Annotated in this window: 25 protein-coding genes and 1 pseudogene; 16 read left to right on the top strand and 10 right to left on the bottom strand. The window is 61.7% G+C overall.

Annotated elements, in window-relative coordinates:
- Positions 1 to 33 precede the first annotated feature (33 nt).
- Positions 34 to 729 carry an SH3 domain-containing protein gene (locus R2855_15040; GenBank protein ID MEZ4532316.1) on the top strand — a complete coding sequence of 232 codons (696 nt, stop codon included), beginning with the start codon at positions 34 to 36 and terminating at the stop codon, positions 727 to 729.
- A gap of 36 nt (positions 730 to 765) precedes the next feature.
- Here R2855_15040 and R2855_15035 read toward each other — a convergent pair whose 3' ends face one another.
- On the bottom strand, positions 766 to 2,004 hold the full coding sequence (locus R2855_15035) for an MFS transporter (protein MEZ4532315.1): 1,239 nt from the start codon (positions 2,002 to 2,004) through the stop codon (positions 766 to 768).
- Positions 2,005 to 2,298: 294 nt separating this feature from the next.
- On the opposite strand from R2855_15035, the gene R2855_15030 reads away from it, so the two are divergent.
- From R2855_15030 to moeB, 6 genes are all read left to right on the top strand, one after another.
- A complete protein-coding gene (locus R2855_15030; protein ID MEZ4532314.1) occupies positions 2,299 to 2,655 on the top strand; it encodes a hypothetical protein in 357 nt (118 codons plus the stop codon).
- 3 nt (positions 2,656 to 2,658) lie between these two features.
- On the top strand, positions 2,659 to 3,195 hold the full coding sequence (locus tag R2855_15025; protein MEZ4532313.1) for an RES family NAD+ phosphorylase: 537 nt from the start codon (positions 2,659 to 2,661) through the stop codon (positions 3,193 to 3,195).
- 137 nt (positions 3,196 to 3,332) lie between these two features.
- Complete coding sequence (locus R2855_15020; protein ID MEZ4532312.1) at positions 3,333 to 4,550, top strand: PLP-dependent aspartate aminotransferase family protein; 1,218 nt, start codon at positions 3,333 to 3,335, stop codon at positions 4,548 to 4,550.
- A 114-nt stretch (positions 4,551 to 4,664) separates the two neighbouring features.
- Positions 4,665 to 5,189: a hypothetical protein gene (locus R2855_15015; protein MEZ4532311.1), complete on the top strand. Its 525-nt coding sequence runs from the start codon at positions 4,665 to 4,667 to the stop codon at positions 5,187 to 5,189.
- 143 nt (positions 5,190 to 5,332) lie between these two features.
- Complete coding sequence (locus R2855_15010) at positions 5,333 to 5,551, top strand: 2TM domain-containing protein (GenBank protein ID MEZ4532310.1); 219 nt, start codon at positions 5,333 to 5,335, stop codon at positions 5,549 to 5,551.
- A 161-nt stretch (positions 5,552 to 5,712) separates the two neighbouring features.
- Positions 5,713 to 6,894: a molybdopterin-synthase adenylyltransferase MoeB gene (gene moeB, locus R2855_15005; GenBank protein MEZ4532309.1), complete on the top strand. Its 1,182-nt coding sequence runs from the start codon at positions 5,713 to 5,715 to the stop codon at positions 6,892 to 6,894.
- 95 nt (positions 6,895 to 6,989) lie between these two features.
- Here the strand turns inward: moeB and R2855_15000 are convergent, their stop codons facing one another.
- Positions 6,990 to 7,409, bottom strand: a complete 420-nt coding sequence (locus tag R2855_15000; protein MEZ4532308.1) for a M67 family metallopeptidase — start codon at positions 7,407 to 7,409, stop codon at positions 6,990 to 6,992.
- Positions 7,409 to 7,702, bottom strand: a complete 294-nt coding sequence (locus R2855_14995; GenBank protein ID MEZ4532307.1) for a ubiquitin-like small modifier protein 1 — start codon at positions 7,700 to 7,702, stop codon at positions 7,409 to 7,411. Before R2855_14995 ends, R2855_15000 begins: the two co-directional genes overlap by 1 nt.
- A gap of 81 nt (positions 7,703 to 7,783) precedes the next feature.
- On the opposite strand from R2855_14995, the pseudogene R2855_14990 reads away from it, so the two are divergent.
- A pseudogene (locus tag R2855_14990) lies at positions 7,784 to 8,482 on the top strand (choice-of-anchor L domain-containing protein).
- A gap of 261 nt (positions 8,483 to 8,743) precedes the next feature.
- Here R2855_14990 and R2855_14985 read toward each other — a convergent pair.
- The 3 genes from R2855_14985 to R2855_14975 form a co-directional block, all read right to left on the bottom strand.
- On the bottom strand, positions 8,744 to 9,082 hold the full coding sequence (locus R2855_14985; protein MEZ4532306.1) for a hypothetical protein: 339 nt from the start codon (positions 9,080 to 9,082) through the stop codon (positions 8,744 to 8,746).
- Entirely contained in the window at positions 9,079 to 9,459 is a 381-nt protein-coding gene (locus tag R2855_14980; protein ID MEZ4532305.1) for a ubiquitin-like small modifier protein 1, read from the bottom strand. Before R2855_14980 ends, R2855_14985 begins: the two co-directional genes overlap by 4 nt.
- 94 nt (positions 9,460 to 9,553) lie before the next feature.
- On the bottom strand, positions 9,554 to 10,543 hold the full coding sequence (locus tag R2855_14975) for a pyridoxal-phosphate dependent enzyme (protein MEZ4532304.1): 990 nt from the start codon (positions 10,541 to 10,543) through the stop codon (positions 9,554 to 9,556).
- A gap of 253 nt (positions 10,544 to 10,796) precedes the next feature.
- Between R2855_14975 and R2855_14970 the strand changes: the two genes are divergently transcribed.
- A complete protein-coding gene (locus R2855_14970) occupies positions 10,797 to 11,738 on the top strand; it encodes a 3-keto-5-aminohexanoate cleavage protein (protein MEZ4532303.1) in 942 nt (313 codons plus the stop codon).
- Positions 11,739 to 11,745: 7 nt separating this feature from the next.
- On the opposite strand, the gene R2855_14965 is transcribed toward R2855_14970, so the two are convergent.
- The gene (locus tag R2855_14965; GenBank protein ID MEZ4532302.1) at positions 11,746 to 13,998 is read right to left on the bottom strand and encodes a LuxR C-terminal-related transcriptional regulator; all 2,253 of its coding nucleotides are present in this window, start codon (positions 13,996 to 13,998) and stop codon (positions 11,746 to 11,748) included.
- 102 nt (positions 13,999 to 14,100) lie between these two features.
- Positions 14,101 to 14,838, bottom strand: a complete 738-nt coding sequence (locus tag R2855_14960; protein MEZ4532301.1) for a PspA/IM30 family protein — start codon at positions 14,836 to 14,838, stop codon at positions 14,101 to 14,103.
- A gap of 263 nt (positions 14,839 to 15,101) precedes the next feature.
- Between R2855_14960 and R2855_14955 the strand changes: the two genes are divergently transcribed.
- From R2855_14955 to R2855_14940, 4 genes are read left to right on the top strand one after another with little or no spacing between them, the layout of a single operon-like run.
- Positions 15,102 to 16,835, top strand: coding sequence for a VWA domain-containing protein (locus R2855_14955; GenBank protein ID MEZ4532300.1), 1,734 nt, complete (start codon positions 15,102 to 15,104; stop codon positions 16,833 to 16,835).
- Positions 16,798 to 17,520 (top strand): hypothetical protein, encoded by a 723-nt coding sequence (locus R2855_14950; protein MEZ4532299.1) that lies wholly within the window; start codon positions 16,798 to 16,800, stop codon positions 17,518 to 17,520. Before R2855_14955 ends, R2855_14950 begins: the two co-directional genes overlap by 38 nt.
- Complete coding sequence (locus tag R2855_14945; GenBank protein ID MEZ4532298.1) at positions 17,517 to 18,671, top strand: hypothetical protein; 1,155 nt, start codon at positions 17,517 to 17,519, stop codon at positions 18,669 to 18,671. The genes R2855_14950 and R2855_14945 overlap by 4 nt, the downstream gene beginning before the upstream one ends.
- Before the next feature lie 10 nt (positions 18,672 to 18,681).
- Complete coding sequence (locus R2855_14940) at positions 18,682 to 19,254, top strand: hypothetical protein (protein ID MEZ4532297.1); 573 nt, start codon at positions 18,682 to 18,684, stop codon at positions 19,252 to 19,254.
- 110 nt (positions 19,255 to 19,364) lie between these two features.
- Here the strand turns inward: R2855_14940 and R2855_14935 are convergent, their stop codons facing one another.
- Positions 19,365 to 19,673 (bottom strand): RDD family protein, encoded by a 309-nt coding sequence (locus R2855_14935; protein MEZ4532296.1) that lies wholly within the window; start codon positions 19,671 to 19,673, stop codon positions 19,365 to 19,367.
- 413 nt (positions 19,674 to 20,086) lie between these two features.
- Entirely contained in the window at positions 20,087 to 21,046 is a 960-nt protein-coding gene (locus tag R2855_14930) for a YafY family protein (GenBank protein MEZ4532295.1), read from the bottom strand.
- A gap of 182 nt (positions 21,047 to 21,228) precedes the next feature.
- On the opposite strand from R2855_14930, the gene R2855_14925 reads away from it, so the two are divergent.
- The 3 genes from R2855_14925 to R2855_14915 all read left to right on the top strand — a co-directional run.
- Positions 21,229 to 21,432 (top strand): hypothetical protein, encoded by a 204-nt coding sequence (locus R2855_14925; protein MEZ4532294.1) that lies wholly within the window; start codon positions 21,229 to 21,231, stop codon positions 21,430 to 21,432.
- A gap of 159 nt (positions 21,433 to 21,591) precedes the next feature.
- Positions 21,592 to 24,006: a LuxR C-terminal-related transcriptional regulator gene (locus R2855_14920; protein ID MEZ4532293.1), complete on the top strand. Its 2,415-nt coding sequence runs from the start codon at positions 21,592 to 21,594 to the stop codon at positions 24,004 to 24,006.
- A 216-nt stretch (positions 24,007 to 24,222) separates the two neighbouring features.
- The coding region (locus tag R2855_14915; protein ID MEZ4532292.1) for a hypothetical protein at positions 24,223 to 24,909 on the top strand (687 nt) is incomplete at its 3' end.

Here is a 24,909-nt window from a genome sequence, read left to right as displayed (position 1 = left end):
GGCGTATGCCGGGCAACGACAAGGGAATGTGCAATGAAGAGAGGATTCCTCGCGTTACTCCTTCTCGCCGCGATGGCGCTTGGCGCCGTGCAACAGCCGCAACAGGCAAGCGCGCAATCGTGCGGCCCGTGCCCGGCATATGTGACCCAGAGCCTCAATCTGCGCGCTTCGGCCTCGAGTTCTTCGGCCGTGTTGGCGGTGATGCCAGCCGGGTCGACCCCGGTTTGGTACCCGGACTACGGTATCAGCGCTACCGGATATGCCCGCGTCCGCTACGGCTCGACCTACGGCTACGCGTTCGCTGACTACATGCTGCTCTACCCGGCCTGGGGGTACGCCACCACGGCGGTGAATCTGCGCAGCGGAGCTGGCACCAATTACAGCGTGCTGCTCGTGATTCCCAGAAATGGGCCGGTGACGGTGCTGTCTGGCCCGACCTCGAACGGCTGGTACAACGTCCAGTACGGCACGGTGGCCGGATACATCATCGGCACCTACCTCGCCTTCCAGGACAACAATGTCAGCTTCGTCCCGGGTGAGACGCCATACACCACCACGTCACTGCGGCTGCGCACCGGCGCTGGCACCGGTTACGGCACCATCGCGATCCTCCCCGCTGGCACGGTGGTAACGATCATCTCCGGCCCGATCTTTGCCAACACGTACGGCTGGTATCGGGTCTCGACCCCCTACGGCACTGGCTGGGTCGCAGGAGACTATCTGCAGTAAGGAAAGCCGCCAGCACACCGCACGGAAACAGCGACGTCAAATCGACGCCGCTGTTTCCGGCTCCTCGGTTGCAACACCCGGGTGCAACGGTGTGTGCACATCACGCTCCCGGCGTTGTGGCCACAACACCAACACCGCTCCCAACAGGGAAAACGCAGAAAGCCCAAGGCCAAACGCCTGATACCCGCCCATAGCGATCAAACCTCCGCCAATCGCCGCGCCGGCCGCCCCGCCAAAATTGACCATCGATCCGTTCAGCAGCATCGTGGTTCCTTGCTCGCCCAGGCTCTCGGTCGACAGCAACAGGGTCACGCCGATTGCGATCACAGCGCTTGCCATCGCCATAACCACAATCGAACCGACCGCGAAACCCACATTGATGGCGAAGCCCGCCGCTACCGTGGCAAGCGCGGTCACGACGCACATGATGCCCACGACTATCCGCGCCGCCACACGGCCGATCAATCGTCCCGCAATCGAGCTCCCGAACGCATAGCCGGTCGCGCCGATGGTGTAGACGAGCCCGATCCCTTTGGTGCTCAAATCATGTTCCTGACCCAGGTACGCTCCCAGGTAGGTGAGCACCCCAAGCCAGCAGATCGAGCGAATTGCGGTTGCCGTCAATAGGCGGACTGTCGAAGCGTGACCCAGCACAGGAGCATAGGCAGCCGTGAACACATGGAAACTCCAAGGGATTTCAGACCGGCGGCGGTCTTTGGGAATGACGATGAGTGTCAGCACCGCAATGCATACCGCGATTCCGCCGAGCGCAATCATGGCCACCCGCCAGCTGGTGGCGCTGCCGAGGACCGTGAGCAACGGGATCCCGATGATCCCGCCAACGCTCATCGACCCAACCAGCCAGCTGAGGGCACGTTTCCGATCATCCGGCGAAAAGATGACGCCTACGATAGCGAACGGAATGCCAAACGTCAGCGCGTCCGCGAGCCCGCCGACGAGGCTGATGCTCAGCAACCAGGGAAATGAGGGAGCCAGCCCCGCGCCGGTCACGTTGATGGCGACGCAGCAAACCCCGATGGTCAGCGGTAGACGATAGCCGCAACGATCGACAATCGGACCGATCGCAAGCCCGAGAACGGCGCTCAACAGCACCATGAACGTGACAACCTGCCCCAGAAGGGAAATCGACACGCCGAGATCGGAAGACACCTCGGGATAGAACGGGGTCATCGCGAGAAAATTGAGCACACCCATGATCAGGCAGAGGCAAAGCAGATAGAGAATGCGATTGTTCTGCTTCGATACGTCATCCATACAACACAATCCGATCAATGATCGAGTGACAAGGCGCGTGCCCGCAGTGGTGTGGCCAGACGCCTCGATCGTACGAGCCGCGACCTGAAAGCGCTGGATCTCCCAACACGGCGCCAGTTGGTGCGCTGATACGTATCCTGCGCGCCGATGACCGCGTTGGCATCGGTATACATACTGATTTCACGGCTACGTCATTGCCGGGAGTTGACCAGCGCGGCGCATGGTTCCATCTCGCATTCGTGGGCGTCACCAGCCGATTCTGTCTCGGATTCGACAAATGTCTATACTTCGACGATGGTCACGACGCTCACCGAACAAACCAGGTCCTACGAGGTCAAGCGCGTGCGGGCCGATCTCGACCTCTCCCGTGAGAAATTGGCGCGCGTCTTCGACGTCAGCGCCAAGACTATCGAGCGCTGGGAGGCGAAAGGTTCGCTTCCGAAGGACGCGGCTGGACGCAGGCTGCTTGCCGAACTGCGCGAGATCGTCGATTTGGCGACCATCGTGTTCGGCACCGACGGGATGCGCCGCTTTCTCGCTCTGCCGCTGCCGGGCTACGACGGCGCGACACCGTTGCAGTTGATCGAACGCCGCCAATCGGGTGCGGTGCTCGCGCTCCTGGCGACGGACTACGACGGCATTGGCCCCTGACCAATGACCGCTTTCGATCCGAGACCCTGGCACGGTGTCGTCTACCGGCAGATTCCGGTCCAGTCACCCTTTCCGCCGCTCGATACGCATCTGGCGGGCCGTTCGCGCGAGCAGCGCTGGAATGCCCCCGGTGAGCCGACTTTGCTGCTCGCGAACTCGCGCGAAACCGCGCGGGCCGAACTCGCTGCGCATTTCCAGCGAGACCGGCATCCCGACCTCGCACCTCTGCTGCAGGAACGCAGGGTTTACGCCATCGAGCTCTCCCTGGAGCGCGTCTTCGATCTTACCGACGCCGCTGTCATCGACGGGCTGGCGATTCCGAATGCCCCCGGTTGCTTTGCCGACCGCGCGGTTGCACGCGCCACGGCCGGGTTCCTGCGCCATGTCCGCGGCGCGCACGGGATCGTCGTTCCATCACTGGCACTCCCGGCAAACCCCGCTCATTGGAATCTGGTCGTCTTTCTGGAGCGCATACCGTCGCTGGAAGCGGTGGTGGCCAATCTCGTACCCGCAGACACCTTCCAGCTCGATTCTGGCTGATCGTCGGAACAACTGGAATCCAGCGCGCCGATTGCGATGACCCTGAGATCCGTTCGCGGAGCCTCCTCCTATACTCTCCCACGGACTGGCTGACGGGCGCGCAGCCGGGGCGCTTCCAGTGTCAGGGGTCATCACAGGTGGACGATCAGATCGGTTCTCAGCCGCTTCGGCAACGCGGCATGGCCACTCGTGCCGTCCATGCCGGCGAGCGCATCCCACTCCCGGTCGAACGCTCCACCACGACGCCGATCTTCTCCACCACCACGTTCATCCACCCGGACATGGAGTCGCTCGACGCGGTCTTCGCTGGAGAACAACCGGGGTACAACTATGCCCGGCACGGAAATCCCACCATCCGGGCCCTGGAAGTAGCCCTTGCCACCCTCGAAGGCACCGAGGACGCGATCGTCTTCGGCAGCGGTATGGGCGCGCTGCATGCCGCGATCCTGAGCTGCGTGAACGCAGGCTCGACGATCGTTGCCTCGCGCGAGCTCTTCGGCGCCACCTTTGCGCTCCTGCAAACCATTTTCGATTCGCTCGATGTGCTAACCATCTACGTCGACCCGTTCGATCTGGACGCGCTGCGCGCCCAAATCGACACCCACCGCCCACGCGCGGTTCTGCTCGAGACGATCTCCAACCCGCTCTTGAACGTAGCCGATCTGCCTGCCATCACCGAAATGGCCAATGCAGCCGGCGCGGCGGTCATTTGCGACAACACCTTCGCGTCCCCAGCCCTCGTCAATCCCGCGGCGTTCGGCGTCGATCTTGTCATGCACTCGACCACGAAGTACCTGGGCGGGCACGGCGATGTGCTCGGCGGGGTGATCTGCGCGAACGCGGAGCGGATCGAAGACCTCAGCACGATCAGCCGCCTGGCCGGCGGTGTCATGGGACCGTTCGAGGCCTGGCTCACGTTACGGGGTTTGAAGACCTTGCCCTTGCGCATGCGGCAACAGAGCGAGAGCGCAAATCTCATTGCCGCCTGGCTGGCCCAGCATCCCGCCGTCGATTGCGTCTACTATCCCGGCTATTCCTGCTCGTCCGAAACAGCGGCCATCTTCCTCGATGAGCGACGTGGTGGCATGGTCTCGTTCGAAATCGCGAATGCCGGTCAGGACGAGGTCTTCCGTTTTCTCGATGCGCTCGAGGTCTTTCTGCCAGGCACGTCGCTGGGCGATGTCTACAGTCTCGCGGTCTCCCCGCCAATGTCCACCCATCGCGCGCTCGATGAGGACCAGCAGGCCGAAATCGGCATTCGGGCCGGCCTCATCCGTCTCTCGGTCGGCATCGAAGACGTGGAGGATCTGATCTCCGATCTCGATCAGGCGCTCCGCCGCGCAATCTCCTCGTAGGCCCGAGACGGCGAAATACCCCTTTCGGAGCACGACTCCCCACGCCGCGGCAGCTATGCTTTCGAAGATGGGAGTCTCCCTTCACGTAGTGACGCTCGCAAAGGACTGCAACACATGGAAGAAACCACTCCCGTGCTGATCGGCCCAATTCAGTTCATGACCGTGCTCCTGCATACCCCGAGCTGGGAAGGAAAGATCGCCGACGAGTTCCTGAAGCTGGAAGATGACGGCTTGATCACCATCGTCGATGTTGCCATCGTGAATCGCGTTGCCGAGGACGAGTTCGAGCTGATCGATATCGATAGCGAACTCCTTCCGGGACGACCGCTGCTGGGCGCGGTGGTCGGCGGACTGATCGGCCTCGGCGCGGCGGGCGAGGAAGGCATGGAAGCCGGCGCTGAAATCGGCCTGGAAGACGGAATCGAGTTGGTTGACAGCGAAGAGCTCTTCGACGAAATGGCCGATGAGATTCCCGTCGGGAGCACCGCGGCCGTCGTCGCCTTCGAGCAAACCTGGGCGCGCACCCTGATGGGCGCCATTCGTGACAATGGCGGCGAAATACTGGCCGACGAGATCGTCCACGCCGAAGACCTCATCGACGCCGGCATCGAGCTTGGGGACGCCCTCCTCGGCGAATAGCCTCCATTTGACGGAAGCGATTCTCGACGAGCGCGGTGCGGGAATTTCCGCACCGCGTTCTCATTTTCCGCCGCGTGCCCGGGCTGGAGTCCTGGTTTCGCCCCCGGTTTACCCTTGTAGTCGGCCAACTCGTGGAGGACACCATGCCCCAGGAAGAACACGACGTGCAGAAGCGAGCGCAAACGGGCTTTTATCTGCACGCCGCGGTCTTCACCGTCGTCAATATCGTTCTGCTTTTCGTGAACCTGAAGAAAACACCCGGAAACCTTTGGGTCAAATGGGTGCTGCTGGACTGGGGAGTCGGCCTGGCGACGCACGCCTGGATCGTCTTCCGAACGAACCGCTCGAAAGCAGCTGGCTGATCGGTCACCCGCAGACCACGTGTTGCGCACCTTCCCTACGAAGGGTATGCACCGCTCGTCGAACGGAACCAGACTCGCACTCCCCGTATAATTCAATTATCTTTAGTAAGAACTGAGCAATTGCGGTCCATGGTCCGGCCGCACGATGGAGACAGCGCTACATGGCTACCTATCAGGATCTGCTCCTGAGGACGAAACAGCAGATCAATAACATCGACTTGCCGGAAGCTGAGAGGCTCCGGCGCGAGGGCGCGATCCTGGTCGATATCCGCGAGGCGGACGAGGTCGAGCAAGGAATCATCGACGGCGCGGTGCACATTCCGCGTGGATTCCTCGAATCACGCATCGAGCAGATCGCCACCGACAAGTCCGCGCCGGTGGTCGTCTACTGCGCGGGGGGCGCCCGTTCCGTTTTCGGAGCCCGCGCGCTGGAAGACCTCGGATACACCGACGTCGCCAGCATGGACGGCGGTTTCAACGCATGGAAGACCGCCGCCCTCCCGTGGTCCAAACCGGCGACCTTCTCCCAGGACCAACGGCGCCGCTATAGCCGGCACTTCCTGCTGCCAGAGGTCGGCGAGGCTGGCCAGCAGAAACTGCTGAAGACCAAGGTGCTCATGATCGGAGCGGGCGGTCTCGGCTCTCCCTCGGCGCTCTATCTGGCCGCCGCCGGAATCGGCACACTTGGCATCATCGACGATGACATCGTCGATGACAGCAACTTGCAACGCCAGATCGCGCACAGCACCGAACGGATCGGGATGCCCAAGGTCGAATCCGCCAGGATGGCGATCGAGGCGCTCAATCCTGATGTGAAGGTGGTCACCTACCAGACGCGCCTCGACAAAGAGAACATCCTCGACATCTTCGGCGATTACGACATCATCCTGGACGGCACCGACAACTTCTCCACCCGCTACCTCATCAACGATGCCTGCGTCTTGCTCGGCAAGCCGAATGTGCATGGCAGCATCTTCCGCTTCGAAGGGCAATCGACCGTCTTCGATCCGCCAAACGGTCCCTGCTACCGGTGCATCTTCCCCGATCCGCCACCACCCGATCTTGCGCCGAACTGCGCCGAAGGCGGCGTGCTTGGCGTTCTCCCGGGAATCATCGGTCTCATTCAGTCGACCGAGGTGCTCAAGATTGCGCTCGGGATCGGTACGACCCTCTCTGGCCGGCTGCTCATGTACGACGCGCTGGAAGAAGAGTTCCGTGAACTGAACCTCGACCGCGATCCCAACTGCCCGATGTGCGGGGAGCATGGCCCCATGAATCTCGCTGACATCGAATACACCGAGGTCGGCTGCTTTGTCCCTGCCCTCGCCGGCGCTGTCGCGTAAACACCGGATCTGCACAACCAACAACGCCCGGGCCGTTCTGGTCCGGGCGTTGTTGGTGATTCCTGCCGTTCGAAATCTTTGCTTATCGTCGAACGCTACACGATCTCGATCTCGACCTCTTCGACCGGCGCGTCATCGAACGGAATACGAAACGCCTTCATATACGGATCGGCGTCCGGTTTGATCGAGGCGACGATGTAAACGATCGGCCCCCAGAGCCCTTCGCGGGCAACACGTTCGTCAGTGGGCGAGAAATACGCCTCGGTCCCGGGGTGTGAGTGATAGATGACGAGCGGCAGTTGTCCGCGTGCATCCATCGTCTCGCCAACCTCGATGTTCTCGATCGGGTCGTCGGCGTAAGCCTTGTCGATCTCCGAGGTGTTTACCATTCGGTAAAGATCGATCAATTCGTCTCCGACGCCACCGATCATTCCCATACATTCGCGCGGATACTCCTCCCGGCCGTGCGCGTAGATCGCGTCACGCATGGCGGACGGCAGGCGAATGACCGGCACTACCGCGCTCCACCTGCCATGGCTGGCACGATACCGACCTCGTCGCCATCCTTGATCGCCGTTTGAGCGCCGTCCAGCTTGCGCACGTTGTTGCCATTCACGAAGACGTTCACGAAACGGCGAATCTCACCGTCGTTCTCGACGATACGGTCGCGTATGCCGGGATAGGCGATATCCAGATTGTCGATCAGGTCGGCAATGGTCGCGCCGCTGGCGGTCACCTTCGGCTCACCGCCGGTGTATCGGCGCAATGGGGCCGGAATCAGCACGAGCACATTGGTCGTGGTGGACATAGGTTCGTTGTTCCTCTCTTCTTTTTGCTGGTCCAGAGTCCAGGGTCCAGCGTCCAGTGAAGCGGGGTCACCGGCGGAACCGGCATCATCGGTTTCGAAGACGGCATCATTCTCAGCACGAAACATTCACGGCATTGTCCCCGGAGCAAACGCAACCAACTCCCTCGAGCCGACGGCGATGCTGACCTGAACGCCGAGATCGACGGGACGACCTACGACGCATCAGTGCTGACTTTCGACTTCGTCCCGACGGGCAACACGGTGGAGTTCAACTATGTCTTCTCCTCCATCGAATACCCTGAGTACGTTGGCTCACAGTTCAACGACGTCTTCGCCTTCTATGTAAACGGAGTCAACTGCGCGACCGTTGGCGGGACTCGCGTTTCGATCAACTCGATCAACGATGATTCCATGGCGGAGTACTACGTTCCAAATTATGAGGACGACTATGCGATCAACATGGACGGCTTCACCGTCGTGCTGACGTGCAGTGCAACAGTGATTCCGAACCAGACAAACACAATGAAGCTTGCAATTGCAGATGCCGGCGACGGCAACCTGGATAGCAATGTCTTCCTGCGGGCGAAGAGCTTCTCAGTCGTCACTCCCACACCGGAACCGAGTCCATCACCGGAACCGAGTCCATCACCGGAGCCGAGTCCATCACCGGAGCCGGAGCAGCCCGAGAAACCACACAAACCGCACAAGCCATCCCGGTCACCACGGCGGTTGGATCTGCCCGATCGCCCATTGGGAAGCGGCAACGCACACGTACAGTGAATCGACCGCGGCAAAGACCACCAAGGTCGACCAGCCAGTGGTGAATGCCTTCCCGAACACCGGCGCAGGGCCTCACGACTCGAACGGTACATTCGGGCTGACGAATCTCGTCGCGCTCGCGCTTGCCGCCGGATCGTTTGCTATCGCGACTGGCTCTCGGCGGTCTTTCCGACGCTAGCAACATGCGCAGCATAGACTAGCGACGGGCCGGGACGAATGTAGGAGTCCCGGCCCGTCTGCGTTCTCACATGTTTCGCAACTTCACCGAACGATCTCGATCTCGACCTCTTCGACCGGCGCGTCATCGAACGGAATACGAAACGCCTTCATATACGGATCGGCGTCCGGTTTGATCGAGGCGACGATGTAAACGATCGGTCCCCAAAGCCCTTCGCGAGGCAACACGTTCGTCAGTGGGAGAGAAATACGCCTCGGTCCCGGGTGTGAGTGATAGATGACGAGCGGCAGTTGGCCGCGTGCATCCATCATCTCGCCAACTTCGATGTTCTCGATCGGGTCGTCGGCGTAAGCCTTGTCGATCTCCGAGATGTTCACCATGCGGTAGAGATCGATCAACTCGTCTCCGACGCCACCGATCATTCCCATACATTCGCGCGGATACCCTCCCGGCCGTGCGCATAGATCGCGTCACGCATGGCGGACGGCAGGCGAATGACCGGCACTAGCGCGACTCCACCCGCCATGGCTGGCACGATACCGACCTCGTCGCCATCCTTGATCGCCGTTTGAGCGCCGTCCAGCTTGCGCACGTTGTTGCCATTCACGAAGACGTTCACGAAACGGCGAATCTCACCGTCGTTCTCGACGATACGGTCGCGTATGCCGGGATAGGCAACATCCAGATTGTCGATCAGTTCGGCGATGGTCGCACCGCTGGCGGTCACCTTCGCTTCACCGCCGGTGTACCGGCGCAGCGGGGCCGGAATCAGCACGAGCACGTTGGTCGTGGTGGACATAGATTTGGTGTTCCTCTCTTGTTCTTGCTGGTCCAGAGTCCAGGGTTCAGAGTCCAGCGCGAGCTTCCCTGGACTCTGGACCCTGGACTCACACTCAACTCCACAGCTCGGTCGACAGGTACTTCCCGCCACCGTCCGGAGCTACGAAAACGATGACGGCCGGTTCATCCCGTTCCGCGCATTCACGGGCGATGCGCACCGATCCGGCCAACGCGGCGCCGGTCGAGATCCCGGCGAAGATACCCTCCACCCGGGCAAGCTCCCGGGCGAACGCGTACGCGTCGTCGGTATCGACGCCGATCTGCACGTCGGGCACACCCTCGTCGTAGATCGACGGCACGATGGCGGTCGGCAGGTGTTTCAATCCCTCGATGCCGTGGAACGACTCGGCAGGCTGAACGGCCACCAGTGTGACCCCCGGGTCTTGCTCACGCAGAAACGCCCCGGTGCCCATCATGGTCCCGGTCGTACCCAGTCCCGCCACGAAGTGCGTGATCCGTCCATCGGTCTGTTCCCAAATCTCGGGACCGGTCGATTCGAAATGGGCACGCGGGTTCGCGGCGTTGCTGTATTGGTCGGCGTAGAAATAGCGCTCGGGATGCGCGGCGGCCAGTTCACGTGCCAGCAAAATGGCTCCATTCGATCCTTCATACGGATCGCTGTAGACGATGGTCGCGCCATACGCCGCCAGGATTGCCTTGCGTTCGCTGGAAGCGGTCTCGGGAACCACCAACTCGACCGGGAACCCGAACGCCGCACCGAGCATGGCGTAGGCGATGCCGGTATTGCCCGAAGTTGCGTCGAGCAATGTCTTGCCATTGCCGAGCAATCCCGAGGCGAGTCCCTCTCGCACGATCGCAAGCGCTGGCCGGTCCTTGACCGATCCACCGGGGTTGGCCCACTCCGCCTTGAGCCAAAGTTCGATACTGGCCGGCAAGTCGATACGTTGCGCAAACCGGCTCAACCCGAGCAGCGGGGTATCGCCAATCGCTTGCACCACAGCAGGATCGCTTCCCGCAGGTCCGCCAAACACTGGACTGTGCAACGTCGAGCTGTGATGCGTCCGTCTTGGAGCTGTAACCACGTCGCGCGCTCCTGGGCGACACCCATTTCTGAGTTCACCATCGAATACTCCGTCTATTGTCGCACGAGTTGGTTACGGATGGTAAGTCGGCTCGATTGCCGAAGGGAAACCTGGCCAGAACCTCGAGTGCCCAGCGCCGTGTGCTCCCGGATGTCGTGGTCCATTGCGAGCCAGCTTGCCAATCGGCGCGCTACCCCGTACCGTTGCGCGACGAGAGTTCGATCGGCGCGGGAATGGATGAAGGAGAAGCAAATTGGCGAAGAGTGGCGCTCGCAAGGTCATCGTTACCTGTGCCGTGACGGGGGCGGTGCATGTGCCGTCGCAGTCGCCGCATCTGCCGGTCACGCCCGAGCAGATCGCCGAATCGGCGATCGGCGCCGCGGAAGCGGGCGCGGCGATCGTCCATCTGCACGCCCGCAACCCTGAGACCGGCAAGCCGACTCCAGAGCCAGATCAGTACCTGGCGTTCATCCCCGAGATCAAGGAACGCTGCAACGCCATCATCAACATCACCACCGGCGGCGGTCAGGGCATGACGCTGGAGGAGCGCACCGCAGCCGCCAAACGGCTCTCCCCCGAAATGTGCTCGCTGAACATGGGATCGATGAACTTCGCCCGGTACCAGATGGCGGCGCGCATCAAGGAATACAAGAACGAATGGGAAGCGGCCGATCTGGAAGCCTCGCGCGACTATATCTTCCGCAATACCTGGGCCGACATCGAACGCATTCTGAAGGAACTTGGCGAGGGGCACGGCATCCGCTTCGAATTCGAGTGCTACGACGTGGGACATCTGTATAACCTGGCCCACTTCGTCGACCGCGGGCTCATCGAGCCGCCCTTCTTCGTGCAAACGATCTTCGGCATCCTGGGCGGTATCGGCACCGACCCGGAAGACCTCATGCACATGAAGCGCACCGCCGACCGCCTCTTTGGCGACGACTACGTCTGGTCGGTGCTGGGCGGCGGGCGTCACCAGTTCAATCTGGTCACGATGGGCGCCATCATGGGCAGCAATGTCCGGGTGGGATTGGAAGACAATCTCTATCTCGGCAAAGGCGAGCTGGCCGAGAGCAATGCCGATCAGGTCGCCAAGATCGTGCGTATTCTCAACGAGCTCTCGCTCGACATCGCCAGCCCGGACGAAGCCCGCGAAATGCTGCACACCAAGGGCGTGCATCAGGTTGCGTTCTAACGCCGGCTCAGGAACACCACCCCTCTCGCAGAGCGCGGGCGACGGCGCCCGTCCGGCTGTTGACGCCCAGTTTGCCGATCACATTGCGCATGTGATCCGACGCCGTGCGCTTCGAGATGAAGAGCGCATCGGCAATTTCCAGATCTGTCATGTCTTCTGCCGCGAGGCAGAGCGCTTCGAGCTCACGATTGGATAGTCCGCCTCGTCCCTTCCGCACAGGTGTCGATTCGGATGGCGTTTGCGCACCAGCAAGCGCATCGATGCTTTTCCCGACGATCGCCGCCGCGCCCGAAAGCTGGTCGATCGACTCCGGAATCGGCGCTTGCCCGACCGTCGTTCGGGTCTTCTCCGGCAGGAGCGTCTCCAGTTCATCCGGGTCAAACGAGACCAAAAAAGGTGGAATGGGACTCCCTGCATCGAGCATCGCGCGCGCCAACTTCAGCAGCCGAACAGCGACCGTCGTTGCGCCCATCTGCTGCGCGATGCACGCCAGACCTAGAATGCCCGCGCTGGCCGCGCTCGTATGCGGTTGCTCGATCAACAGCAAGATGCCTTCCCGATAGAGCTCCAGCGCGGTATCGAGTTCAGGTCTCGCCGCTGCAATTGCGGCCAGATTGACGCGCGCATATCCAACCAGGAGCGGGTCGCCCAATGAAATCGCGCGCTTCAGGGCCATGGTGGCGTGGTACTCCGCATCTTCCAGCTCGCCACGTGCCAGATAGGCCGATGCCAGCGCCAGCCGGGTGATCGCCCGAAGCTGTGGCGCCCAGGTAACCCCGTCGTGAGCAGCGCGGGTTGCCTCGAGATAGACCCGATAGAGCCCGATAGCCCGATCGAGATCACCCTCGCGCGCCGCCAGCATTCCGAGTGTCGCAAGGGCGGCTCCACGCCAGCCTGTTTGGGGTACTTGCATTCCTGGCCGCGCGCCGGCAAGCGCGCGCGTCCGCGCGGCGGCATCGTTCCCGAGGTACAGCTCCAAAAGCCCGAGTGCGACCAGGAGCTCCACTTCGCTATCATCGGAGTACGGAGGCGACGTCAACTCCAGTGCGACGGTCAACCACCGCCGGGCTTCTCGAAAGCGGCGGCGAATCAACCAATACGGAAGCAACGCCTCCGCCAGCGCACGGGCATGCTGGACGCGATTCATCTGCACGAACGACCCGAATGCCAATCGTAGCCCGGCATATTCCCGCTCGAACCAGGCCAGGGCCGCGTTGCGCCGGGGTCCGGAAAGTAGTTCGCCCACCTTGGCAGCTCGAGCAAGAAGATGATTGGAATAGGCCAATCGGACCGCGGCCAGCTCGCCGGACTCGTTGAGCCGGGACAATCCCACTTCCCGGACCGCAGTCGCAATCTCGAATGACGCCGCGACCGCGGCTGTCCCCGGCTGACAGACCAGTCCCAGCTCCGTCATTGCCTTGAGATGGACCGAACTGTCGCCCTCGATGCTCGGCACGCAGTCAGCGAGTGTAGCGACCGCGCTTGCTTCGAATCCGGCCGCGCAGACGCACAGCCGTTCGAACAACCGTCGCGCATGAGGAGGAAGCGCATCGATGGCTTGCTCGATCAAGGTGTTGAGGGTCGAACCGGTGTCCGCGGATGGGTCTATCTGAGGCGAGCGGCCTGTCTGAAGAAGCCCCCCAAACAATTCCAGGCTAAGTGGGTTTCCATCCATAGTCACGACCACGTCACTCTGTTCCGGTGCTCGATCACGATAGCGCGCGGCACGCGCTTGCAGCAGCATCTGACTCGCGATTGGATCGATAGGCCTGAGGGAGATAGCGGTTTCCATCGGGAGGTGCAACGCGTCATGGCTGGTGATCACCACGATCAGTCGTGGACATCGCTCAAGCAATGTGACGATCGATGCGCCCGCGTCCCGCACATGATCGAACGCATCCAGCACCAAGACGCCGTGCAGTTCCGAAGGGAACCGGTCGATGGGCAGATCGGGCCAACCGTCCAATGCGCAGACCGAGGCGAGCAGCTTCGGCACGAGCGCGGCATCACGCAACGGCGCCAAGCGCAGAAATGCGGATACCTCGGCACCGGCGCTAAGTTGTTGTGCCAGTTCGACGGCGAGAGCCGTCTTCCCAGTGCCGGCTGCACCTGTGAGCGTGAGCAATCGGGCGCCCTGCCGCAGCGCGTCGTGCATCGCCGCGATGTCCTGATCCCGCCCCACGAGCGTGAAGACCGGGTGGGGTAGCGCGTACGCCTCCCGCCAAAGGGAAGGGCGTTCGGCTGAAACGCGATCGTTCATGCGAAGCCTCTATCAATGAGCATAGTGGGCAAGCGGACCCACAGTCACATGAACCGCCACGGTCTGTTCATCTCGAATGACCTGGGATTGTACGCCGTTTCGTCATGGTGACATCTGCAAATGGTCCTGCTGCTCGCCGGACTCATCGAGCGCAAGAAGCAATGGGTCACCGAGCAGGTCGATACCGGCAACCGTCTTCCCCTTCAACGCCAGGAGCTGCGCTTCGACGCGTTCGTCCTCGAACGCATCGAGCCGCCCCGAAAGGGTGTCGGAGTAGACCTCGAGCGAAGCCGAAGCAATCGCTTCCGATTGCCGAACCCGCCGCCCCATTCGCGCAAGCTCTCCGTCGACATTCACCTCACTGATCTTGAACGCCGCGGTTGCGACCGCGGATTGCGCTTCTGCCGCCCGCTGGCGAGCTACCAGGTTGGTGCGTTCCTGCCGCATGCGCCGCAACTTGGTGTCGATCTGCGCGAGCTGAGTCTTGAGCCGATCGACCATGAGCTGCTGCGCTTCGGCTTGCTGCCCATACAAACCGGCCGCCTCGATGGCGTCATGCCGGCGGCGCAGCGCGTCCCGGGCAAGCTCGTCGTTTCCGTTACGCACAGCGATTTCCGCCTGTGCCATCGCCTTGCGCGCCACTCGTTCCTCATGTGCGGCCTCGGCGGCAACGCGATTGCGCTGCGTCACGATCTCGACCAGTTGTTGCTGCCCTGCCTGGCGCCCAGCCTCGGCATCCCGAATCAGTTGATCGAGCACCTTCTCGGGATCTTCTGCCCGGTCGATCGCGGCGTGCACATTCGCGCGCAAGAGTAGCGAGAGACGATCGAGGATTGCCATGGAAACTCAACTTTCACGGAGACGAATCCGGAGCCCGCGCCTCCTGGTGCGCGCCTGACTCATTCACGTCAGGCTACGTGCACATCCAGTGAGAAAAAACCGTACATATACGGATTTCATTCGTGGAACGCGCGGCTCATTCTTGAATCGCTACCTTCGAAGGTGCGGAGTGGCATAATCCGCTCCGCATCGACAAGTGAAAAGGGCGGGGCTCCATGTCTGACCATGGTCTTGCTACCGAATATGAGGAACCGAAATCGCCCATGCAAAGGGCCGTGTCGTTTGTCGCGGCCGTAGCCTTCTTCTTCGTCTTCTGTGGGGGAGCAGGCGTGGTCCGCGACCAACTCGACCATAGCAGCGATGCGCCTGCGAGCGAGAAGTTCGCCATTCTCACCGGATCGGAAAATCGCGCGCTTTTCGAAGACGCCGAATCTGAAGAACCGACCATCATGGAGCGCTTTGCCGAACGAGAAGGAATCGAGTTCGTTCCTTCGTACCAGGGTTCGGTCGACACGATGATGGATCTGCAACGCGGCGCGACAGCATACGACGCCGTCTGGCCCGCCAGCTCGGTCTGGCTCGGCTTGGGCGACACCCAGCACGTGGTCTCCAGAACCCGTAGCATCATGGGTACTCCGGTTGTGTTCGGCATCAAGCGCAGCAAAGCGGAGGAACTGGGATGGATCGGCAAGGATGTCTACGTAGACGATATTCTGACCGCCGCGGAAAGCGATCAGCTCGATTTCATGATGTCGAGCGCCACCCAGAGCAACTCGGGTGCGATGGCCTATCTCGGGTATCTCTATGCCTTTGCCGGGCACCCAGACGTGCTCACGAGTGAGATGCTCGACGATCTAGAGGTTGCCGACAAACTAACTCGCATCCTTGGCGCAGTCGACCGCACCGCCGGCGCCTCCGGATATCTGCGCGATCTCTTCCTGGAAAACTATGCCGATTACGACGGCATGGTGAACAACGAGTCGGCCATCATTACCGCGAACCAGCGGCTCATCGCGCAAGGGGAATCCGACCTGCTCTACGTCGTCTATCCCGTCGACGGGCTGGCGATCGCCGACTGGCCGCTCGGTTTCCTCGATCGTGGCGATCCCGAAAAAGCCGCGCTCTTCGATCGCATGCAAACCTACCTGCAATCCCCGGAAGTCCAGCGAGAGCTGACCTCCATGGGCCGGCGCACCGGATTGGGTTTGCAAATGGATCCTGCCCTGGTCAATCCCGCCGTGTTCAACCCCGACTGGGGTATCGATGTCGATCGCGTCTTGGTTCCCATCACGCTTCCCTCGGCCGAGGTGATGCTGAAAGCGCTCGATCTCTACCAGACCACCTTCCGAAAGCCGTCGTTTGTCGTGTTCTGTCTCGATTTCTCAGGCAGCATGGGTGGCAGCGGAATTGAGAACCTAAAGGAAGCTATGGTGACCCTTCTCGATCCGGAGGTGTCCGATGACTACCTGTTACAGCGCACCGACCGCGATCGCCTGTTCGTGCTTGCCTATAGCGAAGGGGTAAAGATGAGCCACTCCATCCAGGGGAACGATCCTGCCGATCTTCAGGGGATGCTCGAAAAGATTCAGGACACAGACACGGGCGGAGGGACCAATACCTGGAACTGCCTGCAAGAAGCGTTGACATACTTTCAGGAAATGCCGGACGGCTACACACCGGCCATCGTGCTGATGACCGATGGAAAAGCGAACAAAGGCAGCTTCGACGATTTCGTGGCCGACCTCCCGGCGAACCCGAAAGAGATCGTACCGGTCTATTCGATTCTCTTTGGGGATGCCTCCAAAGGACAACTTGAAAAGATCACTGCCGTAACGAAGGGGATATCTACGACGGACGGGAGGGACTCATCGATGCCATGCGCGACGCTTTTGCCAACGCCTGACCTCTCGTTTCGATCCGTCTTCGGTCCAGCGGATGCCAATCGCACGGAGGTGCTGGATGAATCTCAGTTTCTCTGGAGAACGAAGCAAGCGTGAGGTGGCAATGCCAGGCAATTTGCAGCAACTGAGCGTCGATTCCCTGGCCGTCCTGCGTCGTTTCTCTCCGTATGCCCTGGTGGCCGCACTGGCGGCCACCGCCCTCTTCCTGCTCGCGCTCGACCTATGGGCGCCGCTCTCGCTGCTACTCGGAGTGGGTGTCTATCTGGGCGTCGCGCTTCTCATTGGCAAGACTGCGGAAACGCCGCCAGTCGTCGTCGAACCGCTGAGCCCAGATGAGGAAGCGTTCGTCCGCGCGCGTGAAGACACCGCGCGAGTTCTGGGGCTTGCGCAACAGATCGATGACGAATCGATGCGCGGCCGCGTCGAAGCGATCGGACAAACCTTCGGCCGCATGCTCGACGTCATGCAGGAAGATCGGAACTTCTCGCTTGCTCCCGACTACGAAGCGGTGATCGTCGAGCCATTCTCAAAAAAGCTCGCGTATTACGTGCGGCTGACCAACCGCGAAATCGACCTGGCGAACCCGCAGCTCGTTCGCTTCGAGCAAGTCGATGTTCCCCGCAACGAAGCTGTGGCTCGCAAGTTCTATCAACGCTATCACGATGGCGACGTAATGGATCTCGCGGCGCTCCTGGAGACATTCTGGGATGAAGCCGACGATGACGACGATTCCGAGCTCGTGCATATCATCACCGACGACGATCCGGAGATGCGACTATGAAACCCACCCAGCAACTCGGAGCCGGTGTTCTCTGTTGTGTGCTCATCCTCGCGGCCATTGGCAATTTCTGGCCATCGCCCGAACCCAAGTCCGACACGATCCTGATCAAGGGACATGTCGGCAATCTCAAGGTGCCCTACTTCGCGCATCCCGAGGTACAACGCATCCTGCGCGAGCGGTATGGAATCGAGGTCGATGTCATTGGGATGGCTACGACCGAAATGCTGTGCCCCAAAGATCCGGCCGATCTGGAGGATGTCGACTTTCTCTTTGCCGGTGAGCAAAGCCAGATCGCCATGTACGAGGAATGCCAGAACCGGCGCGATCCCTACCGAAATGTCTTCCTCTCGCCCATGGTGATTTACTCCTGGACGGCCATCATCAATGCGCTGGAACGCGAGGGCATCGCCCGCAAGGACGAGAGCGGAGCGTATTTCATTGATATGCCCAAGCTACTCGCATTGCTGGAGAGTGGCGCCACCTGGAAAGACCTGGGCTTCGAAAATCGACCCACAACCGTGAAGGTCTATCCCACCGATCCGGACCGCAGTAGCTCTGGCCGCACCTTCGCCGCGCTCCTGGCGAACACCATGAACTGCCTGCAGGTGGTCGATACCGCCACGGTGGCTTCAGTGCTCCCCAGCATTTACGACTATTTCTCGCATGTCGGGTTCCTCGAGCCGTCTTCCGAGGCGCTCTTCCGTTCCTACCTGACCCTTGGCGAGGGGGCCCGCCCGCTGGTCGCACTCATCGAGTCCCAGCTTGCGGACTACCTGATCGACCATCCCGAGGACCAGCAGCTGATTCGCGACAACGTGCGCATGCTTTACCCGGAACCAACCGTCTGGACTTCCCATCCAGTAATCGCGCGCACCGAGAACGGGGAGAAGCTGATGCAGGCGCTCCTCGATCCCGAGTTGCAACAGCTCGGTTGGGAAATAATCGGGTTCCGTCCCGCGCTTCCTGGCGTCGATATCGACGTTGCCAAATCGGGCGTGCCCGGCATCCTTCCGCAGATCGATTCCACGATCGATTCCCCGGGCGATGCGGTCATGGCACAAGTCAAGGAGGCAACCACAAACGACCCCGGTTCCGGCGCCCCGCGCCGCGCGTGCACAGAGACGACTCCGGACGCAAGTCCAGCCGCGTGAGGAGCACGCCATGTCCACCATGCAAAAGGTTTTGCTCGGCGGTGCGCTCGCGGCGTTGCTCCTCTGCTCGGGCGCTGGACTTTACGGATACTATCGGCTCTGGCCGAGTCTCCAGAGCGGGTCGACAGAAGCGGTCGAACAAGAGGTAGCGTTCCAGGTCGAACGGTCGATGGAGAACGCGCTCGTCATGCACCAGCGTAACCCTTGCGCGGTGACGCTCTCCGGACACGACCTCGATATCAGCAGCTTCACTGACACCACCAGCGACTCAAGCGTCGAAATCTTCAATGGCAATGCCACGATCGTCAACGGTCTCGTTGAGATAGGCGCGGATGGCATCGATATCACTATGGCCGACATGCAACTGCATGGAGTGCCGGCGGTGCAGGACAACGCGTTTGTGCTCAACGACACCGACGTGACCAAGGGCGTCACGTCACTCCTGGTAAGCGAATCCGCCCTCGAAAATGGATTCGAGCGCGGAGTCAACGCGGGACTCGCCAGCATCTCATTGTCCCCGATCGCCGTCGAGATGGCGGACGAATCGATGACTATCACCTGCACGGACGTGTCCGGCGCCTAGCGTGAAATCCAAACCTGCGGCGACGAAATGGGCGCCGATTAGGAAGTCGCGGTCCCGCAATAACCGCCAACTCATCCTGAGACACGTGCCCAACGCATGCAGGAGTCGAGCTACCCCACATTGACTACAAACGTCGACGCCAGCTTGTCGTGGAGCGTCTGCTTCTGCGCGTCCCAGATCATCCAGAGCGGATCGAGCACGCCGAGCACCATCGTCGCCGCCCCCAGCACGATCAACACCGGAGCACCGAGATCGAGCATGAAACCAGGTGAGGCCAGAAATGCCAACCAGGGCAGCAAGCTCAAGGCAGGAATGATGTAGCGCACAATCGAACGCCGAATGCCTGGCGGATTTCCTTCACTATCGACCACGCGCACCTTGAGCAAGTGCATGCCGGAGTGGCTCCCGCAGCGATGAATCCAACCGCATATAGGATGTCGAGCAGTGGCAGGTCGCTGAGCGGAAGCGATGCCAGCAGACCACCAAGCACAGCGGGAATCAGTTGCAGAAACAACCCATCCAGAATCGCCGCCACCAGCCGCTTCCAGAAGGGCGCGAAATCCCGCGCCAGTAACGCCGCCAGTGGTGAGCGTTCGGCCACCAGGTCGAATCCACCTGGTGGAGCACCCTGCGAATCAAGAGAGTCCGGCGCCATGGCAAATCTCCTCGTCCGCTCGAATCAATCGTGGTGGTTGCTGAATCGATACGCCTGCGAGTGATTGGTCTCAGCCTACCGATTGCGACTGATAAGGTCCTCCGTAGAAGTACCGGTTTTCTCTCGGACAACGGAACGCAATGACCGCGTATCGCTTACCGGAGCCGGAATCGGCGCTCAGGAGTCCGCCTTTCCCGCAACCGCTAGCGCCTGGGTTGCCACACGGTGAAACGCGTCATACAGCTCATCCGGGCGGCGGATCTCGAATTGGCATCGGGAGAACAGAAGCGTAAGCGCGACATCTTCCAGATCATCCGATCCCCGCTTCATCACGGTTCCTCTTCCATCCGGTACGAACTCCGCATAGGCGACCGGGAAGCGGCGCAGGGCGTCCTCCACCGAACAATCCAGCCACACCTCGATCTTCCAGTCGCTGGCCGCATACGCCAGCCCGCGATAGACGAACTCTTTCATGTCGAAGGCGTCCGGAGGCACGAAGGTTTCCCCCACAGACTCGATGCTGGCAATGCGGTCGACCCGGAAAAGCCGCTGTCCGCGCCGCAAGGTGCAATAGGCTCCCAAAAACCAGCGGCCGTTGTGAAGCATTAGCCCGTATGGTTCGATGGTGCGTACCGTGGCGCGGCCATCGACCCGCCGGTAGCCCATGCGGACCCGCTGGTGCTGATAGACGGCCATCGCCAGTGTGGAAAGCACCGAAGAATCGGCGTCGACCGTGCGGCGTGGCCGCTCCAGCATCATCGCGGTGCGCACGGCATTCACACGCTCGCGCAGCTGCAGCGGCAGCACCCGCTCCAATTTCGACTTGGCGCTCTCCGCCGCCGGTGCGATCGTGCCCAGGCCGATCGACCCGAGCGCATCGAGACCAATGGAAACCGCCAGCGCCTCATCAGCATCGAACATCAGCGGCGGTATGCGAAACCCCGGTTTCAGCCGGTAATACCCTCCGGGACCGCGGGTCGATTCGACCGGAACCCCCAGATCCTGTAGGCGCATGATGTACCGCTGGACGGTGCGGTCGCTCACCTCCAGATGTTCCGCCAACTGCTTGCCGGTCACCCGTTCGCGCGCCTGCAAGAGCTCGAGCACGGTCAACACTCGCATCGAAGGGTCGTACATTTGTTCCACATTCCTACAAAAGACGACAGGAATTGTCGGGTATGGGCGATAGGATAGAAGCATCTCCCGATCGAGACAACGGTCCGGAGATTTGGCTCCCCGCCAAGACGCGAAACAGGTCCCCAGCCCGTTTCGATCGATGCCGCCGGATCACCGTGGCGGCAAGCACCGAATGGAGGCCGATGATGCAATTCGGAATGCACAACGCCATTGATCTCCAGCGATTGGAGATGGAACTGCGTGACCATGCGCTCGCGCGCCATCATCTGGTGGTCGACGCTCGGCTGCGAAATCGACAGCTCGGCTGGATCGCAGGCCTCTCCAACCCGCTGCGCGCTCTATTCACCGCTCGGCCCAACCTGCGCGAGGAGCGCGGGACCTGCTGACCGCACCACCACCGTACCCGGTCCGCGCATTTCCTCTCTCACCTGGGCGGACCGCGCCCCTTCCCACCAACCCGAAGCGCCCCCGCGCTCTCGGCCGGCGGGAAGGGATGGTACGGATGGGTTGACGTCCAGGCTCGGCCAGCGCACGATACAAGGGTCATGTATCGTCAAGTCGAGCGCGGGAGCGGACGAACCGGCCTGGACACCGGGACAACCGAACCCCGTCCACACGTACCCGAATTTCTGGAACTGCTTCCCGGACCGTACGGCGGCCCGTCACGGCCGCGTGGAATGCTCTATGGTCGTGACCGCGACCTTGCCGAGCTCATTTCGCTGCTCACCGACCCAGCTGAGCGCCTGATCACGGTTACCGGACCAGGCGGAGTCGGAAAAACCCGGCTCGCCCTCGAAGCGGCCCACCGGGCAGAAGGCATTTTCGTCGACGGTCTTGTGATCGTGTCCCTCGCTCCTGTGCGCGATCCGGAGCTCGTCGTCCCCACGATCGGACAGGCCATCGGTCTTCACCGCTCAGACACTGCGCCCATGCTGATGAGAATCATTGGAGCGCTTCACGAGCAGCGGGTCTTGTTGCTGCTGGACAACTTCGAGCACGTGGCGGAAGCGGGACTCGACATTGCCCGGCTGCTGCACGCCTGCCCGCGTGTGACAATCCTGGCAACGAGCCGCATCCCCCTGCACTTGCAGGACGAGCGGCTCTTCCCCGTCGCTCCGCTCGCCGTCGAGCCTTCGCCCACGTCGGGAGAATCGGAGCTTCCAGGAGGGGTCCGGCTCTTCCTCGATCGCGCCCGCCAGCGCGATCCTTCGCTCATCCAGAACCAGTCGCTGGTGCTCGATGTGCAGGAAATCTGCCGCCAGCTCGACGGATTGCCGCTCGCCATCGAGCTCGCCGCGGCGCATATCGGAACCATCTCTCCACGCGAGCTCAAGCAGCGCCTGAATCCGCGGCTTTCCCTGCTCTCGCATGGCTATCGTGACCTCCCCGAACGGCAGCGCACCATGCGCGCCACCATCGCCTGGAGCTACGAGCTCCTGAGCGAATGGCAGCGCCACGCCTTCCAATGGCTCTCGGTGTTCGTGGGAGGCTTTCGCCTACACACCGCCGAAGCCCTGCTCACCGACCGAGATGCCGGAGATTCCGCCGCGCGGAACGGGGAGCCCTTCATCGAAACGATCGGCGCTCTCGTCGCCAGCAACCTGCTCCATCGTTCGCCCGGCGCCGGGAATGACGATCGCTATGCGATGCTCGAGATCGTGCGCGAATTTGGGATCGAGCTGCTGCGGGAGCATGGAGAACTCGAACAAGCGCACCGCGCGCATGCATCGTGGTACGCCTCGAACCGCGAATGGCTCGATCCGAACCGCTTCGACAGCAACGAGTCGTTCATCGCGCATCTTTGGGATATCGATGCGGAGTACCCCAATCTCCTTGCCGCCCTCAACCGCAGCGCCGCAATGGACGACTACCAGACTGTCCTCGATATCGCGGGCAACGCGGCAACGTTCTGGCATCATCGCGGACTGCTGAACGAAGGGCGAACCTGGCTGCAGATGGGGCTGGAACGAGCGCCCGATGCGCCCCCGCGATCCCGAGGCTGGGCTCTCGCCGGTTTGGGGATGGTGCAGTGGACCCAGGGCGACGGGCCAGCCGCCGAACCTGTGCTCCTGGAAGCATTGTCGATTGCCGAACGCATCGGAGAAATCGAACTGCGCGCGCTCTCGTTGCATATGCTGGCGCTCATCGACGCCGACGCTGGCAAACACGAACGCTCCATCGAGCGGATCGAGCTGGCCTTGTCCATTTGGCGCGAACTCCGGCTCCCTTCCGATGCGGCCATGGCGCTCATGATCCGAAGCGGCTTCGCGCCGTTGCCAGGTGAGCGCGACCTTCGGGAGCGCTATGTGCTGGAGGCGCTGGACATTTTCGAGGAGATTGGGCACAGGAGCGGCTCTGGGTTCTGTCTGCTCCGTCTGGGGCGGCTTTGGCTCGATTCAGGCGACGAGCGCAAGGCATTCGACTTTTTCGCCCGAGCAGCATCTGCCTTCCTGGAAATCGATGAACGCTGGGCAATTGCGAGATCACTTGCGTATCTCAGCCATCTTGCTCTGCAGCACCGATTGACCACCGAAGCCGCTACTCTGATCGGCGTCATGGACGAGCGCCTCGGACGCGCCGGAGCGCAGCTTGCCCTCGGCTTTCGTCCCATCGCCGAGGAAACGCGCGCCCGTCTCGAAGCGTCGATGTCGCGGCACGCCTTCGGATCGGCAACTGCGGCAGGCGCCCGCGCGAGTGTGGCGGACATCGAATCGCTCATCGCATCGATCCAGGCCGCGATCTTTGCGCGCGAGCAACTGACCCAACGCGAGCGAGACGTCCTGGAGCTGATAGCCATGGGCGCCACTGATCGCGAAATCGCCGACGCGCTCTTCATCAGTCCGCGCACCGTGCACACCCACGTCGGTCATATCCTCACCAAGCTCGACGTCTCGTCTCGTCGGGACGCGGTGCGTCGCGCCCGGGAACTGCGCTTGATTGCCACCAACACATCTCCATAACTCACGTTCGTCCTCCCGCCGCATTGAAGGGCCGACGTGCCCCCGCCTGCGCCTTCCGAATCAGTAAGAAATACGGATGTGCCTCCTCTTCCGGTCACCCATCATGCAATCAGCGACTCACATCGATGTGGTTCGCATCGAGGGGCGGACAAGGGGACTGGTGCGCTGACCGACGTTTCCCCATCCCTTGCCGCGAAGAAACGAAAGGAGCACTCGATGACCTGCCTAGCGCGCGTGACTGTTGCCGTGCTGGTTCTCGTTTCTGTTCTGTTTCCGTCGACCATGCTGGCACAGTCGACCGCTGGAGCCATCACTCCGCCGGGACCGCCCGAGACTGGACCCGGCAGCGCAGCAAGCTACCGTTTCCCCGGTGCCCGAATCCAGCACTACGGCGCCAATGCGGCCGGATTCTGGATCGTCGAGCCGACTGACGATTCGGGTGGAGCGACCCCGGCCGCGTCCGAACCGTTGCCAGTCATCCTCCACCTCAACGGTTGCTGCGGAGATGGTGGATACACCACCCCGGACGAGCTGACCAACTGGTTCACGCACCTCGCACGACAGGGGTATGTAATCATCGCCCCGGTCTACGCCGACTATGGCGATGGCGTTCTTCTCAAGAGCAGCGTGGAACGCTTCCAGGACGCGCTGGAGGAACTTGACAACGCTGGCCATTCTCGCGTCGATCTCGACAAGCTCGCGGTGACGGCCTACTCCTATGGCAGCCCCGCCGCGCTGGAGTATGCCGCTACTGCCGAGGCGAACGGTTGGCCGGTGCCGAAGGCATTCTTCGCCATGGGTCCCTGCGAAGGTCGTTTCTGCTGGGACGTGCCGGACATCGCCAGCTTGCCAGTCGGGCTCAAGGCAGTCGTCATGGCGTTCGACATCGACGACGTGCCGGGA

The sequence above is a fragment of the Thermomicrobiales bacterium genome, from assembly GCA_041390825.1.
Taxonomy (GTDB): Bacteria; Chloroflexota; Chloroflexia; order Thermomicrobiales; family UBA6265; genus JAMLHN01.
This window is presented reverse-complemented; position numbering and strand designations above follow the sequence as displayed.